At 57.9% G+C, this 13,519-nt stretch carries 11 protein-coding genes; 5 read left to right on the forward strand and 6 right to left on the reverse strand.

From position 1 onward, the window contains the following. Nucleotides 1-202: 202 nt before the first annotated feature. Complete coding sequence (locus tag HFX_RS16255; RefSeq protein ID WP_004056200.1) at nt 203-1,582, reverse strand: hypothetical protein; 1,380 nt, start codon at nt 1,580-1,582, stop codon at nt 203-205. Beyond that, entirely contained in the window at nt 1,579-2,292 is a 714-nt protein-coding gene (locus tag HFX_RS16260) for a hypothetical protein (RefSeq protein ID WP_014732679.1), read from the reverse strand. Before HFX_RS16260 ends, HFX_RS16255 begins: the two co-directional genes overlap by 4 nt. A gap of 152 nt (nt 2,293-2,444) precedes the next feature. Here HFX_RS16260 and HFX_RS16265 point away from each other — a divergent pair, with 152 nt between their 5' ends. Then, the gene (locus HFX_RS16265; protein WP_004056196.1) at nt 2,445-3,218 is read left to right on the forward strand and encodes a helix-turn-helix domain-containing protein; all 774 of its coding nucleotides are present in this window, start codon (nt 2,445-2,447) and stop codon (nt 3,216-3,218) included. A gap of 27 nt (nt 3,219-3,245) precedes the next feature. Here HFX_RS16265 and fni read toward each other — a convergent pair whose 3' ends face one another. Beyond that, complete coding sequence (gene fni / locus HFX_RS16270; protein WP_004056194.1) at nt 3,246-4,322, reverse strand: type 2 isopentenyl-diphosphate Delta-isomerase; 1,077 nt, start codon at nt 4,320-4,322, stop codon at nt 3,246-3,248. A gap of 198 nt (nt 4,323-4,520) precedes the next feature. On the opposite strand from fni, the gene HFX_RS16275 reads away from it, so the two are divergent. Further along, entirely contained in the window at nt 4,521-5,531 is a 1,011-nt protein-coding gene (locus tag HFX_RS16275; RefSeq protein ID WP_004056193.1) for a transcription initiation factor IIB, read from the forward strand. A gap of 37 nt (nt 5,532-5,568) precedes the next feature. Here HFX_RS16275 and HFX_RS16280 read toward each other — a convergent pair whose 3' ends face one another. Beyond that, complete coding sequence (locus tag HFX_RS16280) at nt 5,569-5,826, reverse strand: hypothetical protein (protein WP_004056191.1); 258 nt, start codon at nt 5,824-5,826, stop codon at nt 5,569-5,571. A gap of 574 nt (nt 5,827-6,400) precedes the next feature. Here HFX_RS16280 and HFX_RS16285 point away from each other — a divergent pair. After that, entirely contained in the window at nt 6,401-9,064 is a 2,664-nt protein-coding gene (locus HFX_RS16285) for a bacterio-opsin activator domain-containing protein (protein ID WP_004056189.1), read from the forward strand. 16 nt (nt 9,065-9,080) lie between these two features. On the opposite strand, the gene HFX_RS20150 is transcribed toward HFX_RS16285, so the two are convergent. Beyond that, on the reverse strand, nt 9,081-9,239 hold the full coding sequence (locus HFX_RS20150) for a DUF7576 family protein (protein ID WP_004056187.1): 159 nt from the start codon (nt 9,237-9,239) through the stop codon (nt 9,081-9,083). Between the two features lie 328 nt (nt 9,240-9,567). On the opposite strand from HFX_RS20150, the gene HFX_RS16290 reads away from it, so the two are divergent. Continuing rightward, the gene (locus tag HFX_RS16290) at nt 9,568-11,370 is read left to right on the forward strand and encodes a S8 family peptidase (RefSeq protein ID WP_014732681.1); all 1,803 of its coding nucleotides are present in this window, start codon (nt 9,568-9,570) and stop codon (nt 11,368-11,370) included. A 158-nt stretch (nt 11,371-11,528) separates the two neighbouring features. Here the strand turns inward: HFX_RS16290 and HFX_RS16295 are convergent, their stop codons facing one another. Next, nucleotides 11,529-12,014 (reverse strand): TRAM domain-containing protein, encoded by a 486-nt coding sequence (locus tag HFX_RS16295; protein WP_004056182.1) that lies wholly within the window; start codon nt 12,012-12,014, stop codon nt 11,529-11,531. A 226-nt stretch (nt 12,015-12,240) separates the two neighbouring features. On the opposite strand from HFX_RS16295, the gene HFX_RS16300 reads away from it, so the two are divergent. Next, nucleotides 12,241-13,515 carry an NRAMP family divalent metal transporter gene (locus HFX_RS16300; RefSeq protein ID WP_004056180.1) on the forward strand — a complete coding sequence of 425 codons (1,275 nt, stop codon included), beginning with the start codon at nt 12,241-12,243 and terminating at the stop codon, nt 13,513-13,515. Nucleotides 13,516-13,519 lie beyond the last annotated feature (4 nt).

Below are 13,519 nucleotides of genomic sequence, written 5' to 3' on the forward strand. Positions count from 1 at the left end.
CAGGACCGGCTATAGTAGCGTTTGCAAGTCAGTGCACACTCGGTCAACCGGTGTCGTGCGGTCGGATGTGTCACCAGTTGCAAACGCTACTATAGTTCCTACCGGTCTACGCGTCGGGCCAACGGCCCTCGCCGACGTGGGTGGCAAACCAATTAATCACGTACGACGCGGGCGAACGAGTGTGACCGAATTCGGAACCGCGTTAGAAGGCCTGCTGAATCTCGTCGGCGACAGTTGCACTCGTCGGTGGCGTCGCCCGCGCCATCGCACCGACGAGAACGTACTGGCCGAGTTCTCGGTTAATCCATCCGACCGAAACGTCGTCGTCTTCGTCGTAGTCGTCCAGTTCTCGGTCGGCGTACCGAATGGCGCCGTCGATCTGTGAGAGTACGTACCGATTGAGGCGCGATTTCTCGCGCGACGCGAGCGCGTCTTCGAAGGCGGCGATGGCCGAATTGCGTATCTTTCGCACGTCCTCGGTGCTCTCGACGGTGACGTACTCGCCGTCGTTGACGCGCTCACGGAGCGATTCGAACGCGCGGACTCGGACGAGCGATTCGTGAGCTGAGAGGATAGCCCGCGTGCGCTGACCCGTCTTCAATTCATCCGCGAGTCCGTCGGCGTAGTCGAGATCCCTGAACAGCTTGGTCATCGCCGCTGCGACCGGGGTGTCCTCGATATCGGGTTCTACAAACGACGAAGGCTTTTGACCGTCTCCGTTGGGGAGATCCTTCAAACGGTCCCTGAAAGTTCGGGCCAGCGAGTCAGCAAGGGAGACAATCTCCGAGCGGACCTGGCGAGGGTCGTCCATTGACGACTCGTACCTGTCGTACAGGTACTCGGCATCATCCAGCGCGGCTCTCGCCTCTTCGAGGTCGCCTGCGAATTTGCCGACCAATATCGGAGTTTCCTGCTCTCGGCTGTATCGCTCGGGCGCGTCTCTCGACCGACGGCCAGCGGAGGCAACCAACACTTCGAGTTCTCTGTGAGCCAAAATCGCTCGAATCGGGTCGTCACCGACGTAGCTCCACTGCCCTCGGAAGGCGTCGATGTCAGACCGAATCTGTGGGACGGACTTCCGAACGTCGGCGAACGCCAACCCGTCGTCGATAGCCGCCCACGACGCCGTGACCGCCCGGGTTTGTTCGCGGGCGTCGCGGAGGGTTCGCATCGTTTCGAGCGGTGACGGTTCATCGGCGGCATCTTCGAGTTCGCCGGTCGCGTCGTCGTACATCTCCGAGAGTTCCTCCCGAATCGCACCGTTGGGAATTTCCTGAGCGTCGAACGGCGCTGGAACTGTTGTGAGCCGCTGCTCCACCGACGCGGCCGTCTCGTTCAGGTACGATTCTTCGATGGGAATCGGAAATCTCTCAGTGACAGACGGGAATGGCGTCGAAAGAACGCCTTTGAGCTCCCCTCCGTCGAGTTTCGGCGGGTTATCTCCGAGCACGTCGCCGAGTCCGGTACAACCTGCGAGTGCAGTGGCTCCCGCGAGTGCGAAGAAACCGCGGCGGGTTGCACTGCCCCGTGCTGTATGACGCTGTCCGTCTCGGGCCTGCGGTGGTCCCTGTTCGTCCGTCATTGATTTTGCTCCGTCGTCGCGGTTTGGGTCCGGTTTGCGGGCGGCTTAGGACCGTAGTGAGGCGCTTCAGTCGTCGCTTCGCCGTCTTCGGGGTGTTCACGCGGTCGATGACAGCCCCCACTGCTCCACCCCGACCCGTAACTGTGTATCCCATCCGGGTCGAGCACCTCGGGAATACGAATGAGCCACGACGCGCCGCCTTTCGTGTCGGTCTGACAGGAGACGTCGGAAGACCGGTAGTGGCTCCCGTACTGCGTGTGAATATCCGATTCAGACCACGTCACCGAACAGAGTTCGAGCGTGAAACACTCCCTTACCTGCTGAAATTCGACGTAAATCGTCTCGCTGTCGAAGTCGGTGTCGGCGACAAACTGGCGTGCTTCGGCCGCCCCGTCGACATCGGCGAACCACATCTGTTCGGCGGTTTCGGTGGACGTGACGAAGCCGCGTTCCTGTGCGACTTTCGGTGGGACGCCGGCCTGCGTCGACGACGTTGCTGTCTTCGTCCGTCGAGGCTCGTCCGGAAGCAAAATTGACGGGTCATCGTCAGTGTGCCGCAGCGCGTAGTGCGAGGGAACCGACCCGCCCGTCGCTGGCGACTCGCTCGCTGTCTCGGTCACCGAGTGCTCTGTCGTACCGCTGCATCCGGCGAAACCGGCGAAAAGACCGACCGCTCCGGAGAGGACTCGTCTGCGTGTGAGAGGGACCATATCCGCTATTGGCAAATGGGAGACCGTTAACCCCTCGGATTCGTCATGGTGCTGAAGTGTACGTGCACCGAAGGGTTGTGGACGACTCGAAAGCAGACCAGTTGGTACATTCCAAACAAAATTATAGACACCGAGCGAATAAGCCCAGTACCGTGCGCGAGTTCGTCTTTACCGTCGAGTACGAAAAGGGAGCAGACGAGGTGATGGACCTGTTCATCGAGAATCCGGATTTACACTCGAAAACGATGGCAGTCCACGCAACCGCCAACTCGATGTGGCGGTTAGACCGAGTCACAGGACCGACAGAGGTGCTCGAAACGTTCGACACCCTCATCGACAACGTTGCACTCGGAAATGCCGTCATCGGGATGTGCGGCGCGCCGGTCGTCGAGTGGGACTACGAAATCCTCTCCAGTACGCCCAACGGTCGAATCATCTACTCCTGTCGAGAGGAAGGAGACGGCGTGCAGTCGATTCCGTACGTCGCCGCGAAACATATCGGGGACGGTCTCTTGATGCAAGCCGAACGCCGCGGAAACCAGTACCAGTGGCGACTCCTCATCGCCGACGACGATACCGTCGGCGAGATTTACGAGGAGGTACAGGATAGTTTGAGCGAGGGACTCTCGCTCAGCGTCCAGCGAATCAGCGAACCCGAGTGCTGGCTCGAAGAAGGGTTTGGAACGAGCGGACTCCCGCCCGAGCAACAGGCCGCCCTCGAAGCGGCTGTCGAGTTCGGCTACTACGAAACGCCGCGGCGGAACTCGGTACAGGAGATTTCGGAACGAATCGACGTTCCGGGGTCGACGCTCCAATATCGACTGACCCGTGCCGAAGCGTGGCTAGCTCAACAGTTCGTAAGTGACACGCTCGGTACCGAGGTTGAAGAGCGTGTAGACCCCGCCGAACTCGAACTCAGCGCCTGAAAGCGAGAAACGCATCAGAGCTTGATTTCAGTCGCGACGCTGCGTGACGTACTCGCGGGTGTCACCGAGGAGGACGTAGTCGGCGTTTTGGAGTTCCGCCACGTTCTGTGACCCGGTGACGAACATCGCGGTTTGTAATTCAGCGATGAGGTCCTCGACTCGCTCGACAACCGCGTCTACTCCCTGCGTAGCTGGTTTTAAGAACGGCTTTGCAAGTCCGCCAGCCTGTGCGCCAAGTGCAATCGCTTTCGCGATGTCTAAGCCGGTGCGAACGCCACCGCTCGCAATCACGCAATCGTGCTCACGAGCACACTCAAGTGTACTGACAGCGGTCGGGACACCCCACGACCGGAACAACGTGCCAACCCGCTCTTGGCGCGAGGCGTTCACCGCTGCCGCCCGGTAGGCTTCGATACCGGACCAGGTCGTGCCGCCTTTACCGGCAACGTCAATTGCATCGACGCCCGCCTGCGTGAGCGATTTCGCAGTTCCGCCGGCGATACCATTGCCCGTCTCTTTGACGACGATTGGAACCGAAAGCTCCGACGAGACACGTTCGATGGCTGCTAAGCACCCTTCGGCGTTGATGTCTCCTTCAGGTTGGACAGCTTCCTGGAGGAAATTCAGATGGACCGCGAGCGCGTCGGCATCAATCATTTCGACGGCACGTTCGACCATGGCAGTCTCGTATTCCCGGAGTTGTGCAGCCCCGATGTTCCCGTAGATAAACGCGTCAGGAGCGGCGTCTCGGACGACCGTGTACGATTCGAGGAGGTCCTCGTCGTCGAGTTCGAGTCCCGCTCGTTGACTTCCGACTCCCATCGCGATTCCTGTCTCGGCAGCGCCAGCGGCCAGTGCCCGGTTGATTTTCGTCGTATTCGGGTGCCCGCCGGTCATGCTCTCGATGACAATCGGTGCAGCGAGTTCGCTACCGAGAAAATCAACAGATAAATCGATGTCGTCGTGGTGGAACTCCGGGAGTGCCTCGTGTACGAGTTGGACGTCTTCGAAGCCGGTTCCGGTCGTTTCGACGTCCTTCTCCTGAATAATTCGAATGTGGTCGTCTTTTCGGTCTTCAGTTTCCGACGAGTTCTTTTTAGCCATCTAATTGTACTGTAGGGAGAACCTGTAAAAGAACACTGTTGCGGCTGTCCGAGTTCGGTTGACAACTTCGTTGTAGATACCCATCGAGACCGACGGCAAACAGCCCCGAGAACAACGGCCGTCGCTTCGCTTGGTAGTGATTTGGAATGTACCAAACTAGGGTCCAAGGTTACAAGCGAATAACGTAGTTGTATCTCAATGTCGGACTCAACTTCTACCCCGTGGCGGATAGCGACGAACGAAACTGAAGCGGCCGGCGACGGTAACACACAGGAATCTACGACGGGAAACGGCCCGAAAGCTCTCGACAAGGACGAACTCGTATACGACGAACGACACGGCGAGTGGGTCGATCCCGAGACTGGAGAGGTTGTACGAGAAGGCGAGATTGACCGCGGTCCGGAGTGGCGAGCGTTCGATTCCGCAGAGCGCGACCAGAAATCTCGCGTCGGGTCGCCGACGACGAACCTGATGCACGACAGCGGGCTCTCGACGAATATCGGCTGGCAGGACAGAGACGCGTACGGCAACTCCCTTTCGACTCGCCAGCGTCAGAAGATGAAGCGTCTGCGTACGTGGAACGAACGATATCGTACTCGCGACTCAAAAGAGCGGAACCTCAAGCAAGCACTCGGCGAAGTCGAACGAATGGGGTCGGCACTCGGCCTCCCGGATACCGTCCGCGAGACGGCGAGTGTGATATATCGTCGGGCGCTTCAGGATGACCTCCTTCCCGGTCGCTCCATCGAAGGTGTCGCCACGGCCGCAATCTACGCCGCCGCACGGCAAGCTGGGGTTCCGCGGTCGCTCGACGAGGTTCAACACGTCTCCCGCGTTGAGAAAATGGAACTCACGCGAACGTACCGGTATATCTCACGAGAGCTAAACCTCGATATCCAGCCGGCAGACCCGGAACAGTACCTTCCGCGGTTCGTCTCTGACCTCGGCACGACGGACGAAGTCGAACGGCGTGCACGCTCACTGCTCCAGAACGGGAAGCAAGACGGACTCCATAGCGGCAAAAGCCCTGTGGGTCTCGCGGCCGCAGCTATCTACGCTGGCGCGCTGTTAGCCGACGAAGAGATAACTCAGGAAGAAGTGAGCGAAGTAACCGACATCAGCGAAGTGACGATTAGAAACCGCTATCGCGAACTCCTCAAAGCGAGACACGACCGCCGAGAGGAAAGACGCGCAAATGCCGCTGTCTAAGCGGGTGTGAAACACCCGGAGTGAGTCGATAATACGGTTAGCAGTTGCACAGACAGGACGTGTCGTGAGAGTCACCACGGCAAGGCAGATACTGTGTGACCAAGCCAGAGGATTCGTGTTTCGTGTTAGTGTGTGGTTGCGTCGACTGCGACAACTCGATTCTTTCTCGACGGTCGAAGTAGACGGCAATCGGAAGGAGTATCGCCCCATAGATACCGCTGAAGACGACTGCAATCTGTGCAGGGTGGTCCGCCGGGATGAACGTCCACCCGAGCGCGATGAGCGTCCACAGCACAAGTCCCTGCCTGACTGCCGGACGCCAACGTCGGAACTCTGTAGAGGCAGATTTTGTTGGTGTTCGTTCAGACATCGAGTACGATCTAGTCACGGCAGCGTGCCTAATGGCAACTCGGTTGGAATATACTAACTGTAGGTGATGTTGGTGAATCTCATTGGCTCGGGGGATTATTTCACATCAGAAATATCGACGTTGACGCGGTTTTCGGGCTCCGTTTCGGACCATGATAACGAATTTACGTTCACCTTCGTAATGTTGTTGCCCGATAGTCCAAACAGTTCCAGCACTGGATAATCGGTGCTGATACCATCGAGCCAAAATATTTCGAACGAGCGACAACTGAGGGTTGACCGTTCGAAACATGGTTCGACAGGTGACCCATATGCGAGTCAATAACGTGATAGAGATACTCTGTTTATCTTCGCATAGTAATGAAAAATGAATCGTGTGGGAAAAATAACAAAATATTGTCTGCTTGCTGTTGACTCCTATGACAGCGAATCACCTGAAATCGACGGGAGTGGTCAAGCTAACTGAACAGTGACCCTGAGATGCGACGCTCTGGATTAGCATGCAAGATGAGAATACGTTCCGAATACTTCTGATCGACCAGGACCCAGATGATGCTCGCTTCATCACCCACTACCTCAAAAAGGCCCAGTTGAGAGGTGTCGCAGAAACTGCCAGCGTAACTCACGACGAGACGCTTGCCGAGGGGATGAAGCACCTTTCGGAGGACACACACGACCTGGTGATGGTCGCTCTTGACCTACCCGGGAGTGAGGGTCTAGAGACGGTACACCAAGTCGCTTCCCAAGCACCAGCGTTGCCGATAATCGTGTTAGCAGAGCGTAGGGAACGCGAGACGGCGATTGAGGCCACCGAGATCGGTGCACAAGATTACTTGTTTAAAGATAGTCTCGGTCTCGACCAGCTTATGCGGTCGATTCGATACGCTGTAGAGCGGAAAGAACACGAGACGGAACTCGCTCGGCAACAAGACGAATTAGAGATACGAGACCGAATCGAGACGCTCATCCGAGATATCAACACGTCGCTCGTCGACGTATCGAACCACAGCGAGATCGAACAGACAATCTGTGAACGTGTCGCTGCTGCACCCTCGTACGATTTTGCTGTGGTCGGCAAGTTCGCTACTGACACCGGCCAGTTCATGCCGGTAGCGTGGGCAGGGTGCGAGAAACACGAACTCGATACAGCGATAGATGCCACTGAGAGACTGTACGAGCAGAAACCCCTCGCGACAGCCAACCGAACCCAAGGGGTGCAGTTTGCCCAAGATCTCGCTGAGCGGTCGACGGCCGTATCGGAAGGGTACAAAACGTCCGACGACCAGTTTAGGGGGGTTGTTGCGGTTCCACTGGTCTTCGGTTCGACCATCCACGGTATACTGACGCTCTCTGTCAACCGCTCGCACGCCTTCGACAAGCAAGAACTGGATGCGTTCAACGAACTTGGTGAGGTTATCGGACTGTGGATTACCGCTGCTGAACGGAAAGAGCGTGAACAGATTCTCACGACACTTCACCACACGACCAGACAACTCCTCCACACCGAAACCAAATCTGATGTCGCCGAACTCGTCGTTAACACTTCGAGAGTGGTGCTCAACCTCTCTCACGTTGCAATATACTGTATAGACGATACGAATAATATCTTAGAGCCCATTGCCGCGACGCCGGAGTTAGCCGGGTGCGACATCGAGAATCAGTCTGTGGGTCCAGATACCAATAACTCGGTTATCTGGGACGTCTTTGTGAGCGGAGACACAACCGTCGTGGACAACCTCCAAGCCGTCGAATCAACGTTCGAGATGGCGCAGTGTACGGACGCAGAAAGCGGTCTCTTTCTCCCAATCGGTGACCGAGGCGTACTCGTTACCCTCTGTAGTAGCGTCGAATCGTTCGACACGCATACTCGCAAACTCGTCGATATGTTAGCCGCGACGGCCGAAGCCGCGTTCGAGCGAATCGACCACGAGATGGACCTACACGAGCGAGACCAGAAACTCAAGGAGCAAAACTGGAAGCTCACACGGCTCAATTGGATTAACAAAATCATCCGAGAGATCGACCAAGTGCTCATACAAGCATCGTCACGCGAGGAGATCGAAGAGGCCGTCTGCGAGAAACTACACGAGAGTGGTGGGTTCCCATTCGCCTGGATTGGTGAACAGGACCCGGTTACAGGGTCTATCAACCCACGGGCGTGGGTTACCGAAGGAAGCGACTACCTCGACCAGGTCTCATTCGGCATCGACGAATCCATCGAACCGACAGTCCAGACGATGAAGTCGGGAACGGTGACGGTGGTTCCGAATATTGCCGAAAGTCTCCGGAGTGAACCTTGGCGACAGAAAGCACTCAATAGTGGGTACCAGTCCGTCATCAGTCTCCCCTTGGAGTACCAAGATGTTCGCTATGGGGTGCTGACAGTGTACGCAAATCAGCAGTCGGCGTTCGACGAACTGGTCAAGGACGTTCTCAAAGAGTTAGGTTGCACTGTCGCCCACACTATCAACGCCATCCAGCGGAAGCGGGGGACGATGTCCAACGAAGTCACCGAAATCAAACTGGTGGTCCACGAACCGGATAGCGTCTTGAACCGGATTGCCCGGAAGGCAGATACGCAGGTCGAGTTTGAAGCGATTATCCCGCAATCCGGAAATAAATCACGTGTCCTATTCAACGTGACCACCGACTCGATTGAAGATATTCTCTCGTTCGCGGACGAATCAGTCTCGGTTGAGTCTATCACACATGTCCGGCAGAATGGTGACAAGCACCTGTTCGAGGCCACCGTCACTGGTTCTATCATTGCAGAACCGCTCATCAACTACGGCGCTTTTCCACAGGAGATAACGGCTGACCAGTCGGCAATACACATCGTCATTGAACTTCCGCGGTTCGCAGATGTCCGTGAAATCGTCGAGCTACTGGAGAATAACTACGGCGAGACAGAGTTACTGAGCCGACGGGACCGTGAGCGCTCGAGAAAAACGACCCAGGAGTTCTCCACGTCTCTCGAAGAACAACTGACCGAGCGCCAGTATGAAGTGCTTCGGACAGCATACGAAAGCGGGTTCTTCGAAGAACCACGAGATACTACGGGTCAGGAGGTTGCAAACCTGATTGGCATTTCTCAGTCGACGTTCAACCACCACCTCCGGGGGGCCGAACGCAAACTATTCACTTCGCTGTTCGGGGACCAGTGAATTAGCATAGCCCTTCTCAGTTGTCAGCCGCTATCGGTTCGTCGAAATACTCGGACCGGCATTTCTCCGAACAGAACGCGTAGGTCTGGAGGGTTCCGTCGCCATCACGTCGAGCGGCGAACGAATACCACTCGCTTCTGTCGATTACGTCTCCGCAGTTCGTACAGAAGGTCATGATGCCGTCTCCTCGTTTCCGTGAGTGAGGACTATGGCAGATATACTGCTTCGCATCTTCCTTCTGAATAGACGAGATGTTAGGGCATGTTGCTGCTGACAATATACATCGATAGTGGGTCTGCCCACCCTCGGTATATTTCGATCAGGAGTGTGGGTCGGCGCCCACTACAGATATAATATTCATTTCCCACAGACGGTCCTGAGTGCCTCTAAAGCCCTATTTTGGCCGTTTCTAGAACTCGTTCTCGATATATATCGCCCTAGATGACGCCGTAGATGAGGCAATATCGAGAGTAGGCCCTTGCGGTTCTGTGTCGTGCGTACTGATGATGCAAAACGGAAAGGCTGTGGCTGGAGTCTCTCGGCGGGCACTCCTGAAAACGATTGGGGCGGGTATCGCAGGTACGGGGTTCATTGGGACTGGGTCTGCCCAAGAAACGGCGGACAATTCCCGGCACATTGTCGGCACGAAATCACGGTACGGGGTCGACGTCGCGGGCCAGCGGGCCGACGCCGTCGAGAAAAAGATCGACTTCGGTGAGCGCGGAGACGCAGTCATCGGTGATTTCAGTGACGAGGCACTGGCTGAACTCGAAAGTCGAAGCGATGTTCGCTACGTCGAGTCGGACATCACGGTCGAGGTACTCGGTCAGTCGATGCCCTGGGGCTGTGTGAAGGTCAAGGCAGACACGACCGTTCAGTCCGGGCAGACGGGCAAGGGCGCGCACGTGGCAGTTCTAGACACTGGAATCGACTGTGAGCACCCCGACCTCAAGCCGATTCTCGGCGAGGGATACGCAGTTGTCGACTCAGAGCGGGACGACGAACCGTGGAACGACGACCATACCCACGGCACCCACTGTGCAGGTACCGTCGCTGCTGTCAACAACGACCAGGGCGTCGTCGGTGTTGCGCCGGAGGTCACCCTCCACGCGGTCAAAGCGCTGAACGGAGACGGCAGCGGGTCCGGGAGCGACATTGCAGAGGGAATCCGGTGGGCCGCTGACCAGGGTTACGACGTTATCAGCATGAGTATCGGTGCAACGTCTAGTTCATCTGTGATTGAGGATGCGGTCCAATACGCCTACGACAAGGGTGTGCTTCTCGTCGGGGCTGCCGGCAACGAAGGGCCGTGCAACGACTGCGTCCACTACCCAGGGGCCTACGACGAAGTGATAGCCGTGAGTTCGACCAACCCCGACGACGACCTCTCGGAGTTCTCCTCGACCGGGCCGGAGGTCAATATTGCCGCACCGGGGTCCGACATCACGTCGACAATCATCGGTGGGGGGTACAGAGCCTTTTCCGGAACGTCGATGGCAACGCCCCACGTCTCAGGCGTTGGCGCAGTGTTGATGGCTAACGGTGCCTCGAACACGGAAGCGCGCGAGCGACTCACGTCGACCGCCTCGGACATCGGGCTTGACTCGGACGAAGGGGGTGCTGGGCTGCTCGACGCGAAAGCCGCTGTACTCGGCGATAGCGATGGCGGCGATGGTGGTAGCAACGAATTCGAAATCGTGACGACGAACGCGTCAGATGTCAGCCAGACCAGCGCAACGCTCGGCGGTAACCTCACAGGACTCGGCGACCACTCGTCGGCGACGGTTGGCGTCGAGTACTGGGCCGATGATCACGGACCCGAGTCGGCAACCGCCGTCGAGGCCGGGAGCCAGTCGTCGGCAGGCACGTACACTGCAGTGGTCGAAGAACTAGAGGAGGACACCCAGTACCAGTTCCGCGCGTACGCGGAGGCTGGTAGTGACACCGTCACCGGAACGCCCGTTTCCTTCTCCACTGGTGACGAAGACTCGGCAAACGGTCCCGTCGTCGAGACGCACTCACCCGAAGACATCGAAGAAGACGAAGCAGAACTCTACGGTGAAGTCGTCTCGCTGGGTGACGCCAGCGAGGTCCGGCCCGGCTTTATCTGCTGGAAGAAGGGGGACCGGCACGATACGGAACAGGCCGTCGAAGACATGGACACAGACGAGCCAGAGGAGTTCGACGAGGACGTGGAAGATCTCGAACCCGGAGAGACATACGTCGCTGTCGCGACGGCGACGACGCCCGACGGTCATCGGGTTGAGGGTCACCCCGTCACGTTCACGACGCGTCACGAGGACTGAAAGGCCCTCGTAATTCGTTATTGACCGAGACTGTCTACTTCATCGCTTGGCGCTTCCTAATTCATTGATTGGGACTGACCAGTGATAGCGACGTCACTGGTGAAAGCCCAAGTCAGCGCGACGAACGAAATTGACGGGCTGCGTTGGCCAGCCTCGCCTTAGTCGGCTATTACTTCGTCAGTCGGTTCGGCGAATGCGACTGTCTGTTTCACGTCGGTGATTTTGACGTTAACGCGGTCGCCGGGCTTCGTGCCGGGCACGATGATGACGAACCCGCGTTCGACCTTCGCAATACCGTCGCCCTGGTCGCCAAGCGTATCGATCGTGACCGACCGAACGTCACCTTCTGCAACCGGGGGCTGACGCGACTCAGAACCACGGGGGTCACGCGTTGCGGACCGGACGCCGGATTGAACCGACTCTGGAGTCGGCTCGGACGTTTCCGGTCTCGAAACGGCGGGTTCCGGAGCGGGCTCTGACTCGGTCGTTCCCTGACTCGTCAGCAGCGCAACTCGATACAGTTCATCAGTGGATATTGACCCGCTTTCGACGAGTTCCTTCGGAATCGAAACGACGTATCGGTCCTCATCTCGTTCTATCGATGTCTCGAAAAGGAGCCGGAGAGAATCTGAAATACCAGTCACTTCTCGTACTACGTTTCTGAGAGCATAAAATGTGGTGAATCCTCATCAGGGTCGTCGTTGGTTTACCTTTTCTTGTGGGAGTATCCACATGAAAACACCGAGTGGTACCACCATGTGGAAACACTTTTAGCGGTAGACTGTCGCCACAGAGTCAATGAGTTTAGACGGGGCAACACACGGAACATCGGACGTAATAGACGGAAGTTTACGGGCGTATCTCGCTGAGATGGGGCCCTCGTGGGTTGCGGGGGCGATTGCCATCGGACCGGCGACGATGGCCAGTGTTATCACCGCAGGCGCGACCTTCGGTTACACGCTCCTGTGGGTGGTGGTTCTCTCGGCTATCCTCGGCGCATCCGCACAGTATCTGTCGATGCGTCTCGGTCTCCTCACCGAAGCGGGAATCGCCACCGTTGTCGAAGAACACCTCGGTGAGAAGTGGGCGTGGATACTCGTCGTCGACACCGTGTTGGCCGCGGGACTCGCCCAACTGGTCATTATGAAGGGGCTTGCCGACATTAGCGCGACCGTCACCGGCATCGATGCAAAGTTCTGGGGCGTCACGTGGGCAGTGATACTCGCTGCCGGGTTAGTCGGCCGCGGCTACCGCTTCATCGAACACGCCGCGAAACTCCTCGTGTCGGTGGTCGTTCTCGCCTTCGTCGCGTCGCTCTTCCTCGTGCCCATCGACTTCGGTGTCGCCGCTTCGGGACTGGTCCCTCAAATTCCGGCGGGCGTTGACGGCGCGCTCGTCGCTGCCGGTATCCTCGGCGGTGCTGTCCACATCACGCTCATCACGATGCACTCGTACACGATGCGCGCTCGCGAGTGGACCTCCGGCGACTACGGACTCGCAACTTTCGACGTTGGTATCTCGATGCTCGTCGCCTTCGGCGTGTACAGCCTCGTAATCTTCCTTGTCGCAGCCGCAGTCCTGCACTCGCCGGAGATTGCGGCGGGCGAACTCTCCGCAGTTGCTGCCGCACAGGCGCTCGGGCCGCTCGTCGGGTCGAACGCGAAGTGGCTCTTCCTGCTCGGACTCTGGGGTGCGGCCGCCTCGACGCTCGGCGGCAACACCATCGTCCCACCGTACCTCATTGCCGACAAACTGGGCTGGGGAACCGACGTATCCGACAGTCGCTACCGGGCGCTTCTGGCCGCTGTCGCGCTTCTGTCCGGACTCGGCGCATTCGTCGGCGGCGCGTTCTTCCCGCTTCTCATCCTCGTTCTCGCCTTCGGTCTCGTCGGAACGCCGTTTGCCATCGCGGTGGTGCTCTATCTGCTCAACAGCGACGCAGTTCCGGAACCGAATTCGACGGCCGCGAACGTCGGCGGTATCGCGCTTCTCGCGGTGACGACGGTGCTCGCAGCCAACTTCGTTCGGTCCCGCGCGCTCTCGGACCTCGGCGACCCGATATCCATGTTCATCGTCGTCTTCGCCGCTCTCCTCGGTCTCGCAATGCTTTCGCTGGGCGGGAAGTTCGTCCGAGAATCGGTCTGAATCG

Origin of the sequence: Haloferax mediterranei ATCC 33500 (assembly GCF_000306765.2) — an archaeon.
GTDB classification, from domain to species: domain Archaea; phylum Halobacteriota; class Halobacteria; order Halobacteriales; family Haloferacaceae; genus Haloferax; species Haloferax mediterranei.

Excerpts from the sequence above, each read along its gene's own strand:
- HFX_RS16255 (WP_004056200.1), bottom strand. The coding sequence starts at position 1,582 with ATGACGGACGAACAGGGACCACCGCAGGCCCGAGACGGACAGCGTCAT.
- HFX_RS16260 (WP_014732679.1), bottom strand. The coding sequence starts at position 2,292 with ATGGTCCCTCTCACACGCAGACGAGTCCTCTCCGGAGCGGTCGGTCTT.
- fni (WP_004056194.1), bottom strand. The coding sequence starts at position 4,322 with ATGGCTAAAAAGAACTCGTCGGAAACTGAAGACCGAAAAGACGACCAC.
- HFX_RS16275 (WP_004056193.1), top strand. The coding sequence starts at position 4,521 with ATGTCGGACTCAACTTCTACCCCGTGGCGGATAGCGACGAACGAAACT.
- HFX_RS16285 (WP_004056189.1), top strand. The coding sequence starts at position 6,401 with ATGCAAGATGAGAATACGTTCCGAATACTTCTGATCGACCAGGACCCA.
- HFX_RS20150 (WP_004056187.1), bottom strand. The coding sequence starts at position 9,239 with ATGACCTTCTGTACGAACTGCGGAGACGTAATCGACAGAAGCGAGTGG.
- HFX_RS16290 (WP_014732681.1), top strand. The coding sequence starts at position 9,568 with ATGATGCAAAACGGAAAGGCTGTGGCTGGAGTCTCTCGGCGGGCACTC.
- HFX_RS16300 (WP_004056180.1), top strand. The coding sequence starts at position 12,241 with ATGGGGCCCTCGTGGGTTGCGGGGGCGATTGCCATCGGACCGGCGACG.